This window comes from Neobacillus sp. B24 (assembly GCF_055381825.1).
In genome coordinates this window covers 2999881-3022076 of record NZ_AP035777.1, presented here as the reverse complement: position 1 = coordinate 3022076, position 22196 = coordinate 2999881, and the positions used below count along the sequence as shown (strand labels likewise).

19 protein-coding genes are annotated in these 22196 nt (G+C 39.7%); 15 read left to right on the top strand and 4 right to left on the bottom strand.

Annotated features, from left to right (window positions below):
• Positions 1–153: 153 nt before the first annotated feature.
• The 6 genes from ACZ43M_RS14865 (at position 154) to ACZ43M_RS14840 (ending at position 7327) form a co-directional block, all read left to right on the top strand.
• Positions 154–1512, top strand: coding sequence for an MmgE/PrpD family protein (locus ACZ43M_RS14865; RefSeq protein WP_464503337.1), 1359 nt, complete (start codon positions 154–156; stop codon positions 1510–1512).
• A gap of 43 nt (positions 1513–1555) precedes the next feature.
• Positions 1556–2110, top strand: a complete 555-nt coding sequence (locus ACZ43M_RS14860; protein ID WP_464503336.1) for a TRAP transporter small permease — start codon at positions 1556–1558, stop codon at positions 2108–2110.
• Positions 2111–2132: 22 nt separating this feature from the next.
• Positions 2133–3335: a CaiB/BaiF CoA transferase family protein gene (locus ACZ43M_RS14855; protein WP_464503335.1), complete on the top strand. Its 1203-nt coding sequence runs from the start codon at positions 2133–2135 to the stop codon at positions 3333–3335.
• A gap of 54 nt (positions 3336–3389) precedes the next feature.
• Entirely contained in the window at positions 3390–4652 is a 1263-nt protein-coding gene (locus ACZ43M_RS14850; RefSeq protein ID WP_464503334.1) for an MFS transporter, read from the top strand.
• On the top strand, positions 4653–5852 hold the full coding sequence (locus ACZ43M_RS14845; RefSeq protein WP_464503333.1) for a CaiB/BaiF CoA transferase family protein: 1200 nt from the start codon (positions 4653–4655) through the stop codon (positions 5850–5852).
• A 188-nt stretch (positions 5853–6040) separates the two neighbouring features.
• Complete coding sequence (locus ACZ43M_RS14840) at positions 6041–7327, top strand: MFS transporter (protein WP_464503332.1); 1287 nt, start codon at positions 6041–6043, stop codon at positions 7325–7327.
• A gap of 825 nt (positions 7328–8152) precedes the next feature.
• Here the strand turns inward: ACZ43M_RS14840 and ACZ43M_RS14835 are convergent.
• Complete coding sequence (locus ACZ43M_RS14835; protein WP_464503331.1) at positions 8153–8962, bottom strand: murein transglycosylase; 810 nt, start codon at positions 8960–8962, stop codon at positions 8153–8155.
• 405 nt (positions 8963–9367) lie between these two features.
• Here ACZ43M_RS14835 and ACZ43M_RS14830 point away from each other — a divergent pair, with 405 nt between their 5' ends.
• The 6 genes from ACZ43M_RS14830 to ACZ43M_RS14805 all read left to right on the top strand — a co-directional run bounded on the left by ACZ43M_RS14830 (position 9368) and on the right by ACZ43M_RS14805 (position 15927).
• Positions 9368–10264 carry an HD-GYP domain-containing protein gene (locus tag ACZ43M_RS14830; RefSeq protein WP_464503330.1) on the top strand — a complete coding sequence of 299 codons (897 nt, stop codon included), beginning with the start codon at positions 9368–9370 and terminating at the stop codon, positions 10262–10264.
• A 15-nt stretch (positions 10265–10279) separates the two neighbouring features.
• Positions 10280–10576 (top strand): 8-amino-7-oxononanoate synthase, encoded by a 297-nt coding sequence (locus tag ACZ43M_RS14825; protein ID WP_464503329.1) that lies wholly within the window; start codon positions 10280–10282, stop codon positions 10574–10576.
• A 207-nt stretch (positions 10577–10783) separates the two neighbouring features.
• On the top strand, positions 10784–13384 hold the full coding sequence (gene adhE / locus ACZ43M_RS14820) for a bifunctional acetaldehyde-CoA/alcohol dehydrogenase (protein ID WP_464503328.1): 2601 nt from the start codon (positions 10784–10786) through the stop codon (positions 13382–13384).
• A 113-nt stretch (positions 13385–13497) separates the two neighbouring features.
• Positions 13498–14262, top strand: a complete 765-nt coding sequence (locus ACZ43M_RS14815) for a hypothetical protein (protein WP_464508031.1) — start codon at positions 13498–13500, stop codon at positions 14260–14262.
• Between the two features lie 153 nt (positions 14263–14415).
• The gene (locus ACZ43M_RS14810; protein ID WP_464503327.1) at positions 14416–15444 is read left to right on the top strand and encodes a LacI family DNA-binding transcriptional regulator; all 1029 of its coding nucleotides are present in this window, start codon (positions 14416–14418) and stop codon (positions 15442–15444) included.
• A gap of 93 nt (positions 15445–15537) precedes the next feature.
• Positions 15538–15927 (top strand): PfkB family carbohydrate kinase, encoded by a 390-nt coding sequence (locus ACZ43M_RS14805; protein WP_464503326.1) that lies wholly within the window; start codon positions 15538–15540, stop codon positions 15925–15927.
• Between the two features lie 44 nt (positions 15928–15971).
• On the opposite strand, the gene tnpC is transcribed toward ACZ43M_RS14805, so the two are convergent.
• From tnpC to tnpA, 3 genes are read right to left on the bottom strand one after another with little or no spacing between them, the layout of a single operon-like run.
• Positions 15972–17594: an IS66 family transposase gene (gene tnpC, locus ACZ43M_RS14800; RefSeq protein WP_464507943.1), complete on the bottom strand. Its 1623-nt coding sequence runs from the start codon at positions 17592–17594 to the stop codon at positions 15972–15974.
• Between the two features lie 47 nt (positions 17595–17641).
• On the bottom strand, positions 17642–18001 hold the full coding sequence (gene tnpB / locus ACZ43M_RS14795; protein WP_464503325.1) for an IS66 family insertion sequence element accessory protein TnpB: 360 nt from the start codon (positions 17999–18001) through the stop codon (positions 17642–17644).
• Positions 17995–18321, bottom strand: a complete 327-nt coding sequence (gene tnpA / locus ACZ43M_RS14790) for an IS66 family insertion sequence element accessory protein TnpA (protein WP_464503324.1) — start codon at positions 18319–18321, stop codon at positions 17995–17997. The genes tnpB and tnpA overlap by 7 nt, the downstream gene beginning before the upstream one ends.
• 48 nt (positions 18322–18369) lie before the next feature.
• Here tnpA and ACZ43M_RS14785 point away from each other — a divergent pair, with 48 nt between their 5' ends.
• The 3 genes from ACZ43M_RS14785 to ACZ43M_RS14775 all read left to right on the top strand — a co-directional run bounded on the left by ACZ43M_RS14785 (position 18370) and on the right by ACZ43M_RS14775 (position 22070).
• The gene (locus ACZ43M_RS14785; protein ID WP_464508030.1) at positions 18370–18942 is read left to right on the top strand and encodes a carbohydrate kinase family protein; all 573 of its coding nucleotides are present in this window, start codon (positions 18370–18372) and stop codon (positions 18940–18942) included.
• 486 nt (positions 18943–19428) lie between these two features.
• Positions 19429–20733 carry an alpha-galactosidase gene (gene melA / locus ACZ43M_RS14780; protein WP_464503323.1) on the top strand — a complete coding sequence of 435 codons (1305 nt, stop codon included), beginning with the start codon at positions 19429–19431 and terminating at the stop codon, positions 20731–20733.
• 53 nt (positions 20734–20786) lie between these two features.
• Positions 20787–22070 (top strand): ABC transporter substrate-binding protein, encoded by a 1284-nt coding sequence (locus tag ACZ43M_RS14775; RefSeq protein WP_464503321.1) that lies wholly within the window; start codon positions 20787–20789, stop codon positions 22068–22070.
• Positions 22071–22196: the final 126 nt, after the last annotated feature.

The window sequence follows — 22196 nt, the reverse complement described above, 5'->3', positions numbered from 1 at the left end:
TAATCTAGGTTGTTGGGTGTGTGGTAACCTCAATTATCCTTAGATTTCAGGGGGTGGCAATTTTTTTGCTTATAAAGCCCTCTATCTAGGTATTTTATAGCCTATTTCTTATAAAAGTTTTTACAATACGATTTAATGAAAGGGGAGGGAAAAATGACGATAATTCAATCTTCATCGAAAATGAGTAAGTTTATTCATGAACTATCTTATGAATCGATACCATCTGTAGACGTCGAAACATCAAAAAAGTTGATATTGGATTTAATTGGGGTGAGCTGCATTGCACATGAAGCCGAAACGACGGAACCATTTATCCGTTCTATCGACAGGTTAGTGGAAGGGGAGGGAGATACGACGGTTATTGGCTTGTCAAAAAAATACCCAACCCAATACGCAGCCTTGTTAAATGGAGTATTAGCACATACATCTGATTTTGATGATACAAATATTTTGGGTGGTTTGCATCCTGGGGCCGTGGTTATCCCAGCCGTCTTGAGCGCGGCTCAGCAAACAAATGCCAATGGTAAGGAGTTCATCACTTCAGTTATTTGCGGATATGAAATTATGTGCAGGGTAGGGGCGGCTTTAGGAAGGACGGCATATGACAGGGGATTTCACCCCACATCTGTTGCCGGAATTTTTGGGGCTGTTGCTGCAGTTTGTAAAATAAAAAAATCAGAACCTAAAGTGATTGATAATGCACTGGGATTAGCACTTAGTTTAACTTCCGGAACCATGCAATATCTTGAGAATGGTTCCTGGAACAAACGACTGCACCCAGGTTTTATGGCTCATCACGCATTTCTTTGTGTGACTTTCGCTGAGGAAGGAGTGCTTGGTGCGGCAAAGCCATTTTCAGGTACATTCGGTTTATTAAAGAGCCATTCTGATGAACCATCGCCTGAAAAATTAGAGAGTAATCTGGGGGAATTCTGGTATACAAGTAAAACTGCTATAAAACCGTATCCATCCTGCCGTTTTACCCATGGTGCGATTGATGCCGTATTAAAAACTATCAACCAGTATCAGCTATCAATAGATGAGATTAATAAAGTTGAAGTTGAAATATCAAGAGTAGCATTTAATGTCGTCGGTCAAAAAAGCGATAGAAAAGTTACGCCCAAAAATGTAGTAGATGCCCAGTTCAGCATCTATTTCCAAACAGCTGCAGCATTAGTGGATCAGGAAGTTACATGGAGGACTTATACTAAACTTGAAAGCACTAGAATCCAAAAAGTGATTCGGAAAATTGAAGTAAGCCAGAACCATGAACTAACCGATTTAAATACCATCGTAAAAGTAACTTCCATGAAGGGGACATTTGAAGAAAAGATTCAGTATCCTAAGGGTGAACCGGAAAATCAATTAACTTGGGAAGAAGTTAAATTGAAATATAACTCTCTAGCCATAGGCAGGTTAGGCATGAAAAAGAGTCATGTTGTTTCAGATATTTTAATTCATCTTGACAACAAAGATAAATTAACCAGCTTATATGAGGCTTTATCGATTTAGATGCATTTCCCTTAAAGAGGTGAGAATTGAAGGGGGAAGATAAATGTTAAAAAAGGTTAACCAAATTGTTCTTTTTATTGAAGCAAAAGTATTTCCAAATATTGCTGTCCTTTTCTTCTTAGTATCTGTGGTATGGATGATGTTTGAAGCTTTAAGCCGCCAGGTATTTTCCAAGTCCTATGCCATATCGGAAGAATTGATTACCTTTTGTATTTTATGGTCAATTTTATTGACATTAGCTCAGGCCGGCAAAAAAGGATACCATATCAATATCGATATTTTGCTGAATTTCTTGCCGAAACCCGTTGTCCGTATTCTTTATATCGTCACCATGGTTTTTGGATTGGTTTTTTCTATCGCGATCTTATATTCAGCAATAAAGTATTTGCCTCATTTAATCCAATCTGACGTAAGAAGTGCCTCACCCATGAGATTACCAATGTGGATTGTCTATCTAGCTATACCTATTTCCGGCTTACTACTAACGCTCTATTATGTTCGTGAAATTGTTAGTACATTAGTAAACAAGGAGAGTCAAAACACTCAAAGTTCTGGGCAGGATCAGAACGACCAAAATAAAATTGATCAGGTGCTCTAGTATTTAGAAGGCTGGTGAGTGAATGCTTTTGAAGAATTTAACGGTCTTATCCTTAACGGAATACGGAGCGGGTTCACTAATTGGAAGCTTATTAGCGATGATGGGGGCAAATGTTTATAAAATTGAAAATCCACTGACTAAGGGTGATAGCGGAAGAAAAATTCCTCCAGGAGTAAAAGAGAACGAAAGTCTATTTTTTGAGCAAATGAATCAAGGTGTTAAGAGTGTTGTCTTAGATAAGAAAACTTCAGAAGGCCAGAAAATTTTTTTAAAAATGGTGCAGAACTGTGATGTGCTTGTTACCAATCGCAAAGGTATTTCAGTTGAAAAAGAAGGCCTGACCTTCGACCATTTAAAAAAATACAACCCAAAAATAATTTGCTGTGCTTTAACTGGATATGGCAGATATGGTCCATTGCAGGCTGAGCCTGCCTATGACTATTTATTGCAAGCTAGATATGGAATCATGTCACTAACAGGCGGTACAAAAGAAATCCCGACAAGGTCGTTTTCTGCTTTTATTGATACATGCAGCGCCATCCAAGCGACGAATCTTATTACAGCTGGTTTAGTCCATAGTCATAGGACAGGAAATGGTTGTCAGCTTGACACGTCGATGATGGACGCTGCATTGCAGTGCCTATTCTACCTGCCAATCTGGTATTTTAATACAGATTATCAGCCCAAAAAGACCGATTGGTCCGCTCATCCTTCTGTTGTTCCTTCGAGGATGTTCCAAACAAAAAATGGCTATATCATCATCATGTGCCAAACACAGAAATTTTGGGAAGAATTATGCATGCTAACTCAATTAACACATTTATTGAGTGATGGTCGATTTTCTACTTTTGAATTAAGATTTCAGAATAAGAAAATATTAGAAGGTATTTTAGAAGAGAACTTTTCGCTAAAAACTACTGAGTATTGGATTCAATTATTGACAGGGAAGGTCCCGGTTGCTCCTGTAAATAGTCTGGAAGACTCATTACAGGATGAGCATCTGGCAGCAAGCGATTTACTAACTATGATCGATCATCCTGTATTTGGAAATATATTGAAAGTGGGGACCCCTTTTATGGTTAACGGGATCCGTCCAGGGCCGTATCGTTCACCACTTTACGGAGAGCATACAATCGAAGCATTAGAAAAGCTTGCAAATATAAAAAATCAACCTTACATCGAGCATCTGGCTCAACGGGGTATTATTTCTATTTATAAGAAATAAAGCTTCTGTTTGGTTGTTATATTTATAATATGAAAGAATTCTGGTGAAAAAAGCGTGAAGAATAAATCACCTTGGGTCATGTTGATATGGCTTTTAATCATTCAATTATCTGTGGCATTTGTTGGCCGAAGTATAGGTCCTCTCGCTCCATTTATAGAAGAAGAATTCCGACTTTCCAAGACAATGGTTGGTTTCTTGCCGGCGGCTTTATTTTTGGGCACAACACTTACAAGTATTTATGCAGGTTGGTCCGCAGATTTGTGGGGAACCCGAAAAATGCTTTTGGTTTTAACTATAATTCTAGCTGTCTTTTTTTTCATTGTCAGTATAGTTCCTTCTTTTATAGTTATATTATTATGTATTTTGCTCGCAGGCTTAGGATATGGGGCGATGCAGCCTACCTCAAATCGAAGCATTATTTACTGGTTTCCCGCAAACCGTACAGGGACAGCAATGGGAATAAAACAGTTCGGTGTTACCATGGGATCGGCATTGTCTGCACTATCGTTAGTACCTCTGGCGATTTATGTAAATTGGCGGTTTGCTATTGGCGTCTCTGCGATTATTGTTTTGATTATCGGCATCGTCACCTATCTCTTTTATCAGAACGCACCTTCAGAGGAGAATTCGAAGAATAGCTTGAAATTTCGGAAAACAGTCATTGAGCTAATTCATCACAAACCATTAATTCTAGTCAGCATTGCAGCGATCGGTCTCACCGCCGCACAAAGTTCGTTAACGACCTATATAATTTTTTATATTTCGGATTCTTTACTTTACCCTCTTGTCACTGCCAGCATGTTTTTAGCTTTATCGGAAATAAGTGGTTCTGCGGGACGGTTAGCCTGGGGAATTATAAGTGACCGATTTTTTAAAGGTGAACGTATAGCAGTATTAATTCTAATTTCCATCATAACGGCTTGTTGTTCCACAATAACAGCTTTTCTGGTTCCGAAAATAAGTTTATGGATTTTATTTCCTCTAATTGCTGTCTTTGGTTTTTGTGTTTCGGGATTTAATGGAATGTGGATGAACTACTCCGCTGAAGCAACCCCGCGTAAATTCTCCGGAGTTGCTAGTGGCTTTAGTTTAAGTATTGGTTCATTAGGTGTTATTTTTGGGCCGCCCTTATTTGGTTTAATCGTTGACATAACAGACTCCTTCAAGCTTGCTTGGTTATTTCTTTCAATCGAAATGGTTTCGGTCATTTTAATACTATATTGGGCTCAACGGGTGATTAAGAAATCTAAACCTGATTATGGAAATGAAAAGTTTATTGGTATTGATAGCCATCATTTTTCAAGAGGGGGGAAATAAATGCCATTATCTGATATTCGGGTACTGGATATTGCAACGATGCTGGCTGGGCCCTATATTGCTACAAATCTGGCCGATTTTGGGGCAGAAGTGATTAAAATAGAACATCCTGATCGATTGGATTCTACAAGGGCATTAGGTTTTAAGAAAAATGATTCCGAATTAATATGGAAGTGGCTTTCCAGGAATAAAAAAACAATGACCTTAAATTTAAAAGAGGTAAAGGGTAAGGAGGTTTTTAAAAAGTTAGTCGAATCGAGTGATATAATTGTCGAGAATTTTCGGCCTGGGACACTTGAAAAATGGGGACTGGGCTATGAGTCCCTACATGATATTAATCCGAAAATAATACTAGTTAGAGTGACGGGATTTGGTCAATATGGTCCCTACTCAAAACGGGCCGGTTTCGGAACGATTGCCGAAGCAATGAGCGGCTTTGCCCATATCACTGGATATCCTGATGGACCTCCAACACTTCCGCCATTTGGATTAGCTGATAGTATTACAGCCTTGTACGGGTCATACGCTGCTATGCTGGCACTATATTATCGGGATTATTTTAATAAAGAAGGACAGATTATCGATTTGTCAATATATGAATCGATGTTCTCCATTCTTGGGTCACAAGCAACTGATTATGACCAGCTTGGTGTCATTCCAGAACGGACAGGAAATAGGGTACCCTTCTCTGCACCAAGGAACTTGTATAAAACAAAAGATGATAAGTATGTTGTACTTTCCGGAAGTGCACAAAGCATTGCCGAAAGGATTTTTAAAGTAATAGGAAAAGAGGAACTATTGGCCGACCCCCGGTTCAGTACTAATAAAGCTAGAGTTGAAAATGTTGAAGTAGTGGACCAGATTATTGGCAATTGGATGAAAAAACATACTCAAAACGAAGTGATCGACCAATTTAATGAATTTGAAGCAGCAATTGGACCTGTCTACGATATTCAAGATATCTTTCAGGATCCTCAGTTTATTGCCAGAGAAACCATTACATCCGTTAAAGATGATCAGTTAGGCGAGGTCAAGATGCAAAATATCGTCCCTCGGTTAAGTCAAACACCTGGCCGTATCAATTTTGCCGGAAGAAAACCTAGTGAATTTAATAATGTAATCTTAAAAGAATTAGGGTACTCTGTGGCTGAAATAAAAGAGATGGAAGAAAAAAATGTTATCGGGAAACATATTCAATAACAACTCAACTATTGAGATTTATATTGATAAATTTTTAGCATTAGCACATGTTGTTAATATTAACGCTCTAAAAACGATTATGAAATTTCTTTTCATAGGGGTGGTGCAAGCACCACCCGATTTTTATTGAGGATAATAGTTTGCTGTCACATAAAAAGCAAACGGATTATCACTAAAAGGATTTTCATATGAAGTATTTGAATCCTAACAAACGTCTCTATTTTGGCTGGTATATTGTCATCTTCGCCGCCATCATTGTCCTGCTTACAACAGGAATGCGGATGGGAATCGGACCTTTCGTCAATCCGATTATGGATGATTTAGGGTTATCAAGGACGCAATTTTCACTGATTGTTTCGGTGGGAATGATTGCTTATGGAATCGGAATGCCTATCGCAGGGATTCTGATAAAGTCCTTTAATACCCGTATTTTGCTGCTTACCGGGCTGACCATTGTCTGTATTTCGATTGTTTGGACGGTACTTTCAAGAGGGATCATTTCCTTTCTCCTTTCTTATGGACTGTTCCTGTCGATTGGGCTTGCCTTTTTAAGCAGTGTCAGCTTGTCGCCGATTATTAGCAAATGGTTTGTCCGTCAAAGAGGAAAGGCGCTTTTTTATTTGACGACTGGGGGAATGGCCGGGATTGCCGTGATGACACCCGTCGAAACTTGGTTGATCGGCATGATCGGCATGATTGGCTGGCACAATACCCTCTTATTATTTGGAGGGATCTTCATTTGTCTCGTTCTTCCTTCAGCTCTTTTTATCATGGTCGAGGATGTTCCTGAAGGCGCTGATGGGCCAGGGACTGCCGGTGGAAAAAGTAGACAGGAGGCACCACCAGAACTCACCTTAAAGGATGCGCTTAAGACACCAACCTATTGGAAAATTGTTTTTGCCTTATTTGCTTGCGGCTTTGGAATGAACTTACTAGGCTCCCACGTGGTCCCGATGTTGATGGACCATCATTTTGCGCCGATGACCGCTTCCTTTGGAGTGGGGATGATCGGTATTGTCGCCATCTTTGGCACGATCTTTTTAGGCCAGCTGGCGGACCGTTTTCCGCGAAGAAATATTTTGTTTTTAGTATTCTTTGTCCGCGGTCTTGGATTCTTCGGGCTAGTGTTGTCGATGGCCACTTGGCAGCTCTTTCTTGTTTCCGCCATTGGAGGTTTGGTATGGGCTGGTTCTGTAGCCATGTCCACTGCCATTTTAGGTGATTTATATGGAGTTCGGCTATTAGGCATTTTAAATGGTTTGGCTTATTTTATTGGGCACCAAATTGGAGCGGCCATCGGGTCATTCCTTGGAGGCTGGGGTTATGAAGTGTTTGGGACACATCTATTTTCGTTCAGCGCAGCAGGCATTCTGGCGCTGCTAGCTAGTTTTGCCTCCATCACACTGCCACAAAGTCTATCATTCTCTAAGAAACTAGGGATTGGAGAAAAGAACAACCTAACGGCAGGGCATTGAGAGTGAAAAATATTGTTCGCCATACAATGATAGTGTTGTATGGTTTTTTGTATCCTTGGCTCATCATCAGATGACATCGGAAAAGCTTTTGCTTTTTGAAGCCTGTATCTAATTTCGACTTAAAATTCCCCACATATTTCAAGGGTAAAATTCCCAGTTTGTTTCCAAAAAAGATATTTGGGTAGTTTCATGACGCGTTTGTGTGGTTTTTCCCTCAACCGTGTCATGAAAAGGCGATCTCATGACGCGTTTGCCATGATCTTTTCGTCAAACCCGTGATGAAAGGTAATCCCATGACGCGATTTGAGTCAAACCCGTCATGAAGGGTAATCTCATGATGCGATTGCTTGGATTTTTGAGTCAAACCCGTCATGAAAGGTAATCCCAAGACGCGATTGCTTGGATTTTTGAGTCAAACCCGTCATGAAAGGTAATTCCATGACGCGATTGGTTGGATTTTTGAGTCAAACCCGTCATGAAAGGTAATCCCATGACGCGATTGCTTGGATTTTTGAGTCAAACCCGTCATGAAAGGTAATCTCATGATGCGATTGCTTGGATTTTTGAGTCAAACCCGTCATGAAAGGTAATCTCATGACGCGGTTGCTTAGATTTTTGAGTCAAAACTCGTCATGAAAAGCAGTCACATGACGTGTTTACTTTGATTTTTGCCATAATCCCGTCATGAAAAGCCCACCATAGTCATTTGCGTATATTTTGCCAAATTTACTCGGTGAATTATTAATAAATTAAGGCTGTCGAAAGTTTCTCGACAGCCAAATAAACTACCGGTTCCCCATCCCAGCAGTTCAGTGTGTGATCCTATTATTTCTTAGTCTCTCGTAAATATTGCTTTAAATCGGCGGAAGATTTTAGTTCGTCTAGCCTATTTTTATCTCCGCCATCCCCAGAATCATAGGAAAAATGAAAGACATAATCTCTTAATTTAAGATGTTTACTTGAAAAATCATTGTAATTCAGCTTTTTGTCTATCGAAGAGATTTCTTGTTGAAGTTTTTTATTAAAGTAATTGATATCAATACTGAAATATTCTAATTCCTGGTCCTTTAAGTGCTGGATCAATTGGTACACCAAATCAAGCTGTTGGTCCATTTCATTGGAAGAGGTAAGCAGCACATTGGCAAATACAATGTTACCAATTCCGGTATGGTCCTGTTCAAAGATGTCTTGATAGGTATTTGATTTGTTGTATTTAGTTTGGGCGTTCTCGGGAAATGAAGCATTGACCATATAGGAGTATTTTTTACGGGTTCCATACAGTTCTGTATAAATGGAACCAAATTGGTCGTTGAGCTCCGCACGCCATTTCATTTCTAAATAATCATCAGACATCGCCTCCATGTCTTCAGTAACGGAGATACGAACAGTCAGTTTGGGGCTGTTCGCTGGGTGGGCATCAATCCGGTAAGTCCCAATGTCATCCCCTAGTGGTTTTGAAAAGCTTGCTTCATCAATAACAAAGTCTTCTCCATATTTTTTCTCGAGGCTTTTCTCAGCTGTCTTTTCAGCCTTAGAGCTAATGAGCGGATAATATATGTCATCAAACAAAACTAGACCAATGATAAATAAAAAGAAAACCGGAATAATTAATAAAAAGACAAGTATTTTGCGCATTTCGCTTTTCTCCTTGAAGATATGTATTTTGATATAAAACTAGACGTAAAGAATCCACCAATTGTTTCACACCTTAAAAATATCCAGTCCATTATCCCTGCTAGAAAAGTACCAGTACTTTAATTATTTTTTAATAAATTCAGTTAAAATGTTGATGAATTATTATAAATATATAGTAAAATCATAATTAGATTATTCGTTTTAATAGGAGTTAGTCTGGTGTTTTTCTCTTTTAATATATGAATTTTAAAAGGAAATTAGCGATATCCAACTAAGTGAGCAGGTAAAGCAGCAGGGGAAAAATAACTATCAAATCTATGGCGATAGCAGACAGCTTACAATAAGAGTATACAGATTCTTGTAAAGTTATCTTTATTATGCCAGATATTAAAAGAGGTAATAGAAATGAACAAACAGTATGCACATAGTCCATTTGAAACTGTAAGGTTAAGAGGTTTAACTGTTTCACTATTGGGCAAAAAAGATGGAACCGAAATATTAAAACATCAATTAAATAAAGGTCAGAGCTGGGGAATCGGTCCGGAAGACGGCTGGGATGCCTTGGAATTTGTTTATGTTGCGAAAGGTAAAATGACGTGCAAGAAGGACGAAGGTGATATCATTTTACAAACAGGAGATTATTTAAGTTACCCGCCGGTGAATGAGTTATTGTTTTTTATTGCCGATGAAGATACGGAATTTCTCTATGTTACTTCACAACCCGTTTTTTATCGGTATAGTGATGGTATGAAAAGATTATTGAATATGGCCATTGATGTCGAAAAAAAGGACGGCTATACAGCTGATCATTGTGAAAGAATTTTGCGGTTAGCGACCAAGGTAGGATTGAAAATGCACCTGTCTGCTGCGGATATGTATGTATTAAATGCTGCTTCCTTCTATCATGATATAGGGAAAATTAAGGTTCCAATTGAGGTTCTAAATAAACCTGGAAAATTAACCGATTCTGAGTGGGAAGTTTTAAAACAGCATACTACTTTTGGTAGAGAAATATTAGAAGAAACAGATAATCCTTATTTAATTGAAGCTGGAAAAATTGTTGAACAGCATCACGAGAGATGGGATGGAAAAGGTTATCCTCATGGGTTAAAAGGAGAGGAAATCGACATTAGAGCAGCCATTATATCTGTAGTAGATTCCTATGATGCGATGACCTCGGATCGGGTTTATCGAAAAAGACTATCAGAAGAAAAAGCAATTGAAGAAATTAGGAACAATTCGGGAACTATGTACAATCCAAAAGTTGTTGATATATTCCTCAAAATAATACAAAATAGGTAGAAAGGAGGTGTAAATATGAGAAAATTGTTGTCGGTTTTTGCGATTTTATTAGTTTCTATGACTCTTTGGGCTGGAGTAGGCAGTGCTGCATATCTACCTGAGTATGATACATATATTAAGATTGAGACCAATGGGAAATTAGACCGTTTCCCATTAAATGAAAGTACGGCTCAGGCAATGTTTGAATATCAAGAAAATATTATTGCAAAAATTCAAGAAGTTACTGGTAAAGAAATTGACCATTCCTACATATGGATTGTTATCGACGGAAAAACCGTTTTAGCTATCGATCCACCACTACCTGCATTATAACATAGAAATCATACCCTACGGAGAAACCTGCATTACTTGCAAGGAATAACCGAAAGGTATGATTTTTTATTTTTTGAAAGTAATTGTGAACAAAATCCGACAGTTATTCTGGAGATTATATCATTCTACTTTTTTCTACAAATTTCTAACATACCAGGTAGTATGCTTGAAAAGTGGTATAAATATTTTCACTTGGAGGGCATTGCAATGGCTGTTGAAGAAAAAGTTGTGAAAGAGCAGCAAATGGCGTCAATGCTTGACACCTTGGCGGATAACGGGGTCAAAGCATTAGCACAGTTCCGCGGCTTTAATCAAGAAATGGTGGATGAAATTGTGAAACAAATGGCACTGACCGCCATTCAAAATCACGTGGAACTGGCAAAAATGGCAATAGACGAAACGAATATCGGCGTGTTCGAGGACAAGATTACGAAAAATTTGTCAGCCTCGGAAACGATCTACCACAGTATAAAAGATGTAAGGACAGTTGGGGTCATCAGCGAAAATGAACATGATGGTTCCTATGAATTGGCAGAGCCTGTCGGGGTCATTGCTGCGCTTGTACCGATTACGAATCCGTCATCAACGGTTATTTTTAAATCGCTGATTTCATTAAAAGCACGAAATCCGATTATTTTTTCGTTTTCCCGCTACGGGTTGAAGACCGGTATTGCCACCGCAACGCTGCTTCGTGATGCCGCTATAAAAGCAGGTGCGCCGGAAAATTGCATTCAATGGATTGAGGAACCTTCCCGCGCTGCCGTAAATGCGTTGATGCGCCATCCGAAAGTTTCGTTGATCCTGGCAACTGGCGGCCCGGGAATGGTAAAGGCTGCCTACAGTTCAGGTAAGCCAGCGATTGGAGTAGGGGCGGGCAATGTGCCATGTTATTTTGAAAAGACAGCCAATATCAAGGATTCCGTGTATGACCTGCTTCTATCCAAGATGCACGATAACGGATTGATTTGCGCTTCCGAGCAAGCACTCATTATCGATAAGGAAATTTACACCGAAGTGGTTGCTGAATTAATCAACAATAATTGTTATTTCCTGAATGCTGAAGAACAATCGCTATTGGAAAAGGTGGCAATCAACAAAGAGACAAAAGAATTAAATCCCCTCGTGGTGGGCCTGCCTGCTGTTAAAATTGCCCAAATGGCGGGAATTGACGTGCCATTACATACAAAGATCCTGATTGCAGAATTGGAAGGAGTCGGGCCGAAATACCCGTTATCCTGTGAAAAACTAAGCCCAATTCTTGCTTGTTATAAGGCAGATAGTACCGAACATGCTTTCCAACTTGCTGAGGAGATTCTTGAATACGGCGGTCTCGGTCATACGGCTTCCATTCATACTTATGACCAATCGCTGGTCGATCAATATGCTCTAAGAATGAGAGTCGGCCGGATTCTTGTCAACACACCTACAGCGCAAGGGGCAACCGGGAATTCCTATAACGGTTTGCAGCCTACTCTATCCATCGGCTGTGGCACATATGGGGGGAACTCATTGTCAACCAACGTCAGTGCTATAGATTTAATTAACAGAAAGAAAGTCGCCAAAAGAAATCCCTATCCGCAGGTATTAAGAACCCCGCCGGAAATCTATTACCGAAAGAATGCGGTTCAGGCTTTGGAATTTATCGATGACGTTTCACGGGCCTTTATTGTAACAAGCCCAAGTTCAATTAAAAATGGCTATGTGGATAAAGTCGTCCATTTTCTAAAAAAACGCCCTGATTTTATCGAATTTGACATTTTTTCCGAAGTGGAACCTGACCCAAGTATCGACACCATTCAAAAAGGGGCAGAATGGATGAGGCGTATCCAGCCCGATTGTATTATTGCCCTTGGCGGCGGTTCCGTTCTCGATGCTGCAAAAGCAATGTGGTTATTTTACGAAAGTCCCGAAAGTGATTTTGATGTGTTAAAACAAAAGTACTTAAATTGGCGCAGACGGGTCGCCGCTTACCCTAAACTTGGCCGCAAAGCCAAGCTTATTGCGATTCCAACCACATCCGGAACTGGTTCAGAAGTGACGTCGTTTTCAGTTATTACTCACAAGAAAGATGGGGTGAAGTATCCGTTATCGGACCGCCAGCTGCTGCCAAATATCGCCATCATCGACCCGCAATTTACCTATACCGTTCCAAAGCACGTGACAGCAGACACGGGTATGGATGTGTTGACCCATGCATTGGAGGCCTACGTCTCCATAGCGGCAAATGATTTTTCTGACGGACAAATTATTAAAACGCTTCAGCTCGTGTTTAAATTTTTATCACGTGCTTATCATGATGGATCAGATGAACTAGCCCGTGAAAAGATGCACTACGCCTCCACTTTGGCGGGGCTTGCCTTCAATAATGCGTATTTGGGGATTAACCACAGCCTTGCTCATGCGGTTGGGGCAGAATACGCCATCGCCCACGGCCGGGCAAATGGTATATTCCTGCAGCATGTCATTCGCTTTAATTCGAAAAATCCGAACAAGATTCCGACAAATCCCTATCAGTCGCACTTTGTTGCTGGGGAGCGTTATGCCGAGCTGGCAAGGATTCTTGGCCTGCCTGCCTCGACAACAGAAGAAGGAATTGAAAGTCTGATACATGCCATTGTTAACCTAGCGAAAGAACTAAACATGCCATTAACCCTTGAAGAATGTGGCATTGACCAAGCCGACTACGAAAGCAAGATTGATAGCTTAGCCCTTCATGCATTCAATGACCCGGATACAGGCCCAAATCCGAGAAGGCCGTTTGTAACAGAACTGGCAGAGATTCTGCGCTTGGCTTATAAAGGGGTATAACTTAATATAATAAGAGGTCAGCCCCACGGCATATGAAAGCTTTTATGTTCAGAGGGACTGACCCTGGCCTTTAAGGATATTATTACCAAATCTAATTCTGAAGCAGGTGTTTCATTGTGTTTGCCCCCCAAAGTATTATGACTACTTGGAAAAAGTTTGATAGTTTTCCTATGGAGACTTTAACAAAAGCTTGGTTTTATAAGCAGGGAACGGATAAGAAACAAAGAGATGTTTCACTGATGAAAGAACATAGAGACCAGTATGGTATAACGGGGAATTGCTTTGACCTTGCCATTTGGTTACTTGATGAATTTAAAAGAGACGGTATCTGTGCCTATCCAATTGGTCATGACTTACATACTGAACATGCTCATGTTGCTGTCATCGCTATTGATGAATCAGGTAATCGGTTTTTGTGTGATTTGGGAGATCAATGGTTAAGTCCAATTTTGGTTGATAAGAATACCGATGATTATACTAATGAGAAACTTAGTGGTTTTTTTCCTGGTGCGAAGGTCCAAGTTAAACCAAATGGCAGGGAGTTAGAAATTTTGTATATTAGACCAAATGATAAGGTATCCAGACAAGTATTTGATGCAGAGCCAATTGACATGGATACCTTTATGAAGGGTGCAGAGTTTTCTCAGAATTTAATTAAACCAAAACCATTATTAGAATGCAGAATTCCTTTGAAATCTGAAATTGCCCATTGGGAATTCTATAATTGGGAAAGTTTTTTAAGTACAAGTAAGGGCTTAATGAAGGAACCCAAAATAGAAACAATTGAAAATTGGGCCGTAAAAATAAATCAACATACTGGTTATGATATTCAGTTCCTAATCGATGTTTTAGAACAATATAAAGAACTACAATTTTAGGATCTTTTTATTCGCGATATTATAATTCTGAATATTTATTTAATTCTATTGACAATTCTACCTGCAATTATCATAATAGATTTTGTAAACGTTTCAATTTTTTTGATTATTATATTGAAACGTTTCAAATCGAGAGAGTCGTGGTGAAATGAAGTGGCCACTATTAAGGATGTATCGCGTGTATCCGGGATTTCAATTGGTACGATTTCTCGGTATCTAAATGGTCATAGAGTCAAAAAGGAGAACGAGAAGAAAATCCAGGATGCGATTAGGCAGCTAGATTACAAAGTCAATCAAATGGCAAGGGGACTAAAGACAAACAAAACGTATACTATTGGCGTTTTGGTTCCAAGTATTACGGATATTTTTTCCAATCAAGTTATTGAGGGGATGGAAGAAATATTAGACCAGGAGAATTATAGTCTTATTGTCTGCAATGCCAGATATGCTCTTAAGACAGAGAAGGAAAAACTCCAATTTTTGAAAGAAAAACGTGTAGACGGCATTGTCATGATGCCGGTATCAGATGAGCATGAACATGTAAAAGAGATAGTTGAGGAAGGAATTCCGCTTATTTTAATTGATCGACTCCTTGACGGTGTCAAATGTGATGCTGTTGTATGTGATAATGTAAACGGTTCCTATAAAGCGATGGAGGAATTAATAGCTTTTGGACATAGAAGGATCGGCATTATCGCGGGTCCAACAAATGTGTATACCGCACGCGAACGCCTAAAAGGATATAAGAGAGCCCTAACTGATTATGATATTTTGATAGATGACAACTTGATTGAATATGCGGAATATCGAAAAGGCAGCGGGATGGATGCCTACGAAAAACTATTGCATATGGAAAATAGACCGACAGCGATTTTTGCGACCAACTATGAAACAACCATGACCGGAGTGAAATACTTCACGGAAAATGGCATCTCTATTGGAGAGGATATTTCCTTTTTTGGGTATGACAATTCCGATGTGTTTCAAATGTTGACACCAACGATTGCAACAGTGGTTCAACCAATGGGGGAGATAGGCGAGAAAGCGGCCCGCCTTCTTTTAAAACGGATTGAAAATGATTTCTCGCTTTTTCCAGAGGTAAGTCGCTTAAAAACAAAGCTTCTCCCTGGAACCTCGATAAAAAACTTATCTGAGTCAGTCAAGACAAAATCTTTTATTTAGGGAGGTGATGGCAGCGGAACAATCCTCGTACATAAAGAGTAAACTTGAATGTTGATAGGAAAAGACCTTAAAAAGAAATTGGAGGGTCAAGGAATGGCAGATATTTTAACCATCGGGGAAATCCTTGTGGAAGTCATGACTAAGGAAGTGGGACAGAGGTTTGATGAAACGGGGGAATTCGTTGGACCGTTTGCTAGTGGAGCACCTGCTATTTTTATTGATCAGGCAGCGAAAACAGGAAGTACGGCCGGTATTATTTCAAAAATCGGAAACGATGCATTTGGGGAATTGAATTACCGCAGACTGAGGCAGGACGGAGTGGATGTCTCATTTATTCAAAAAACCCCTCTTAAGCCTACCGGTGTTGCCTTTGTAACCTATAAGGAAGATGGGGATCGGGATTTCATCTTTCATCTTCATGACTCGGCATCATCTCTAATCGGACCAGATGATATTAAAGGAGAGGATTTTGTAGATTGGTAAGCGTAAAATAATCCCCACCTGTGAACCAGGCGGGGATCGCGTTATTATTTAGGTAAGTTTTTAAAATCTCTACAAACAATTGGAAGTGTTGTTGACCAAGGCAGCACTTTATCCAGGGCATTTTTATCTGTTAGATCAATGTTGGGTAACCTCCCAAAAAGAAAGCGAAGATAACAATATGGATTTAACCCATTTTCCTTTGCTGTCTCCACAATACTATAAATAATTGCACTAGCCCTTGCACCTCTCGGTGTATTTGAGAATAAGAAGTTTTTTCTTCCAATCACAAAGGGCTTGATTGAACGCTCACTTCGATTATTATCAATCTCCAAACGTCCATCCTCTAGGTATGCCACTAATTTATCCCATTGATTAAGACAGTAAGTTACCGCCTGACCTAAAGCACTTTTTGGTAACGCTTGTTGCTGCTGTATTTTTAGCCATGACAAAAAAGCATCCAAGACCGGCTTGCTGCGTTCTAAACGTTTTTCGTATCGTTCTGCATGGGATAATTCTTTTAGATCACGCTCAATGCGATATAGTTGGTTACAGTATTGGAGACCTTCTATTGCTGCTGCTCCTGATGTCAGACGCTTTGAAGAAGGCAATACTTTTAAAGCCTCATCAAATTTACGTCGAGCATGGGCCATGCAACCGACTAGTTTTACATTAGGTACCTTATGGTACCCGGCGTATCCATCAACCTGTAAATATCCTTTAAACCCTGACAGGAATTTCTCGGCATTTTTACCTGACCTAGTTTCCTGATAATCGTAAAGGATGATTGAAGGTCCTTCCTTTCCAGTGCGGTAGAGCCAGAGATATGATTTTGACGTGGCTGGCCGACCGGGTTCGTGAAGTACCTGCAGAGTCGATTCGTCCGCATGCAAAATATCCTTTTCCAAAAGAAGTTGATGCATGCGATCATAAAGTGGACTCAACCACCGGCTGGCCCCGTGAATCATCCAATTGGCAAGAGTTTGGCGTGATAACGGTACCCCCAATCTGGAAAATTGCTTTTCTTGGCGATATAATGGCAGCCCATCCACATATTTTTGATTCATAATATGTGCCATTAGAGATGGAGATGCTAAACTTCCCGAATGAACCGGTCTAGGCATTGGTGCTGTTACAATCGGAGTTTCCAATTCCTCTCGCTCACAATGGCGACAAGAATAAATGTGTTGAATATGCTTGACCACTTTCAATTCCGCAGGAATGTATTTCAGTTCCTGGCGTACTTGCGTACTCATTTCATGTAGGTTTCCACCACAACACGAACAAACCTGCTCTTCAGGGGATAGACGATAGTCAATCGTCTCCACAGGCAAGTTTTCTAACATCATTTCACGTTGGCCGCTAACTTTGCGGCGCCGTTGATAGGTAATGGAGTCCAAAGTAGGTTCTGGCAAATCTGGATTGGCTTCTTTTTCGACTTCATTGAAAAGTTCCAATTGATCGGGGTTAGTTCTTTCGCTGGAAAAGCCGAATCTATTTTTCTGCAGAAGGCGAAGCTGTTCTTCAGTCCATTTTAATTTTGCCTCTAACGAGCTCTGCTTTTTTAGCTTCGCCTCTAATTCTGCATTTTGCTTCTCCAGCATTTCCAAGCGTTGCAGAAGTTCTTCAATTGTAGGGGTTGGGGTAGTAGAATTCACTGTCTTTTTCATAAATTTATTATACGACAAAATGGGCGAATTCCCTGATTTTTCATTATTTAAATTACTGTTCTTGCCGTTACAACAGGGTGAGCATGTTTTTGTTCCAATGATAATCCATCGAGGAGCCACCGCAATTGTCGAGGACTAATTTTCAAAGGAGCTGTACTATTACTTTCAGATGGCCAATGAAAATTTCCTCTCTCCAGCCGGCGATAATAAAGCCAAAAGCCGTTATGCTCCCACTGAAGAATTTTTAACTTGTCCCGCTGCCGGTTACAAAAAACAAATAGACTTGAAGAAAAGGGATCTAGTTCGAATTCTTCTTTTACAAGAGCGGCCAATCCATCGATAGATTTCCGTAAATCTGTGCTACCTCGTGCGAGGTAGACACGATCTACCGTAACTTCTTTTAACATACTGATTTCAATGCCTTTACTACTTCCGCCAGTAGTTTTGGATTGAAGCCAGGTTTAACCTCGATGGATGCTGAACCAACTTTAATATTTAATGTTTCATTTTGTTGCTCATCAGATTCTTCTAATGCTATCGGTATCCACTTGTTATTGGATTTTTGGCTTGAATCAGAACTATCGATTTTATAAAGCCAATACTTTAACTGATGAATACTTATTTCATTGATTTCACACCATTTGGATTGGGTTAGACCACTCGTCTTGTAAAGGGCGATCCTCCGCTCCCATTCTTTATACAATTCTAGATTATTTCTCTTGGACATAGAAAACCTCCTCAAACCTTGATTTGAAGAGATTATCTCACAGGTACTATATATGTTAATAGGTGGATTCTATTTGACGCTTACGTAGATTGTAACTATTTTCACGTGATGGGATCTTCACTCTTTACTCAAGGGCTCCGCGAAGCAGTGAGAAAAGCAATTGATTGCTGTAAAAAAACTGGCACGAAAATTTCGTTTGATCCAAATATAAGGAAGGAACTCCTCCAAGACTCTGTCATGAAAGAGTTCTTAGAATATGTTTTATCTCATTGTGATATTTTTCTGCCTGGAAGCGACGAGCTTGAGCTTCTTTTTGGGCCGGTTGAGGAAGAAGAAGTGGTGGCGAATCTGCTTGAAAAAGGAGTGCAGCATATCGTTGTCAAGAACGGAAGCAAGGGTTGCCGCGCTTATAGTAAGGAAACTAGATTTTCTGTTCAACCGCTAAAAGTAGTAGAGAACGACCCCACAGGTGCGGGTGATTGTTTTGCAGGGACGTTTATTTCCTGTATGAACCAAGGTATAGGGTTCCGTCAGTCGGTAATGTACGCCAATACAGCGGGGGCACTTGCTGTTACGAAGAAAGGGCCAATGGAAGGCAATACCCATCTGGAGGAAATATAGGCAGTACAAATTATGAGTTAAAGTGCCTGTCTAAACAAGCTAAATAACGCGGACAATGTCGAATAATGTCGAATAAATAGATTTGTATAACAAAATAAACTGATGCTATACTTAAAACAACTGGTAATGACATCACTACTATTCGTTAGGTTGACTGTAAAGGATGCGATATCAGTTTAGTAATTCTATATTTTTGTAAGCCTTGCCAATTAACTGGTAGTGACATCATTACTATCAAGGCTGGTTGGATCGCTTATCGAAGATGGGAAATCACCTTGGTCATTCATAGAACGAAGGAATGGGAAAGTATTTTTGTAAGCCCTTCCAACTAAATTAGTTGAGAATAGCAAATCAGGAAAGGAGGAGAAAATGGCAGGAAGAAGGGCATACTTTTTGCGGAATTTTCCGTATTTCCTTTAAAAAACAAAAAGTCTTAAACTATGAATCTTTTTTGTGACAAAAAAGAAAATGGAAAGGATCGTTACCATGACAAAAATAACTATTATTGGAGCAGGCAGCTTTTTCACCCACAATATTGTGATTGATATTTTAAATATTGAAGGCTTGGATAAGGGTGTCATTGGATTAGTAGATATTGATGAAAAACGTCTGGAAATTGCTCATCGTCTAGTAGAAAAGGTTGTAGCCCTTACTGGAAAAGACTGGACTGTCATTTCCTCTATCAATAGAAGAGACGTTTTGCCAGGATCCAACTTCGTTATTAATCAAATTGAGGTTGCTGGATTATCAACTGTTAAACATGAGTTTGAAATACCGCTAAAATATGGTGTAAAGCAATGTATTGGGGATACATTGGGACCGGGCGGACTTTTTAAAACACTAAGGACACTACCCGCATGGAGAGATATCGTCGCTGATATCAACGAATTGTGTCCGGAAACGACCATCTTAAATTACACGAACCCAATGTCTGCGGTAACCCTTGCGACGACTCGATTGACTGATACTCCGGTCGTAGGTCTTTGCCACTCGATCCAAAATACGTCAAGACAGTTAGCAAGCTATTTGGATGTCCCTTATGAAGAATTAAAATGGAAAGCAGCCGGCATTAACCATATGTCCTGGTTCCTGGAGTTAAATCACAAGGGTGAAGATATGTATCCGGTCCTAAAAGATAGGATTGCCAATATTCCAGGACTCTTAGCAAAAGATCCCGTGAGGTTAGATGCTATGAAATATCTGGGCAGCTTTGTATCGGAATCCAGTGGACATTTTTCCGAATATATCCCTTATTATCGAAAACGTCAGGATTTAATTGATCAACACTGCAGCACAGGTTATAACGGTGGGACAGGGTTTTATGCCAATAACTGGCCGACATGGAGAAAAGAAAATGATGAAAATATCTTAAAGATTTTGTCAGGTGAAACCGAACTTAAACTGGAATCCAGTCATGAATATGCGGCAACGATTATTGAAGGGATGATCAAAAATACCCCGCAAGTAATCTATGGAAATGTCGCGAATAAAGGGCTTATTGATAACCTGCCGTCTACTGGAGTTGTTGAAGTCGCCTGTCTAGTGGATCGGAATGGCATCCAGCCTACTCACTTTGGAACACTCCCTGAACATCTGGCTGCATTGTGCCGCAGTAATATGGCGTTTTTCGAATTAGCTGTCCAGGCCGTACTGGAAAATGACAAGGAAAAAGCTCTATATGCCTTGACCATTGACCCTCTTACATCTGCCGTTTGTTCATTGGCAGAAATAAAAGACATGTTTAATGAATTATTTGAAGCCGAACGTGAGTTTATTGGTGATTTAAGGTAAAGAATCAACCGGTGGGAATTCAAATCTATTAAAAACAGAAAAGAGGGAATTCAGTGAAAAACTTTAAAGTAGTTTCGGTTATGATCATGATTTTTCTACTTCTAATGACTGCCTGCAGCAGTAAGGAAACTGGTTCATCTGAAAAGGGATCTAGTGACGGTAAAGTAACGTTGACATGGTGGAGCCATGATGGTCCAGCGTTTGTGAAAGCAAATAAAAAGTTTATCGAGGATTACGAAGCAGCCAATCCAAATGTAAAAATAAAATTGCAAATCTTTCCGTATGATGCGTTTATTCAAAAATTAAAAGCAGCTTATGCGTCTAAAAATCCACCAGATATCGCTCAAGTATTTGGTAACTGGGTACCACAATATACGAAAAATAATTTGCTGTCTCCTGTACCTGATGATATGAAGGATTGGGTAACATCCGGTTTCTATGAACCTGCTTTAGGTGCCTACACCCGTGACGGAGTGCCTTATGGAATTCCACATGAATATAACATTGAAAATGGCGGTGTACTAGCAAACCCTGACATGTTCAAGGAAGCAGGACTAGAGTATCCAAAAACTTGGGATGAGTTTGTAACAACCTCCCAAAAATTGACAGTAACAGAAGACGGAAAAATCAAAGTAAAAGGTTTTGACTTCATTAACAATGATAGTATCACCTTTACATTTTTGTCTCTAATTCTTCAACAAAAAGGGGAATACTGGGCAGATGACAAAAAAGTTGATTTTTCTAGTCCAGAAGCTGTAAAGGCTATGGAAGAACTTAAAAAATTCGTAACCGATTATAAGGTGACAAACTTCCGTGACTTTGGCGGAAAAGAAGATACATCTGATTTATTTTTCAAGAATAAGGCGGCAATGGTCTTAAGAGGCCCTTGGTCGATTGCGGCTGGAAAAGAAAATTATAAAATTGAGAAGGTGGAATATATTCCGATGCCTTCATTTACGGAAAATCCTCCATATTTTGCAGCTGAATCCGGCTGGGGGGAAATTGTCGCAAAAAGCAGTGAACATCAAGAGGAAGCATGGAAATTCATTCGATATATGACAGAAAAGGAAAATGCTAAATATTTCAATATTACAACATTTACAATCCCTGCCAACAAAGAGGCTGCTGAGGATCCAGAATTTTTGAAGGCGTTGCCGGAAATGAAAGCTTCCATCGATGTCCTTCCAAATGGACAGTTTATTGGAAATGTTGATACAGATTTCTTAAAGAAAACCATTAATGATAACTTCCAATTGATTGCTGCTGATAAAGTTTCCGTTGAAGACGGTTTAAAGAAAATCGAAACCACTATCAATCAAATGCTGGCTAAGCAATAGTATTGTGGTAGGGAATCATTAGCATTACCCAGCATCGGTATAAAAGGGGGGACAACCCCCTCCTTTTATACCGAAAAATGTTGTTGATTAGTTTGAAAAGAGTTGGCGATTAAAGTAAGCAAGGGG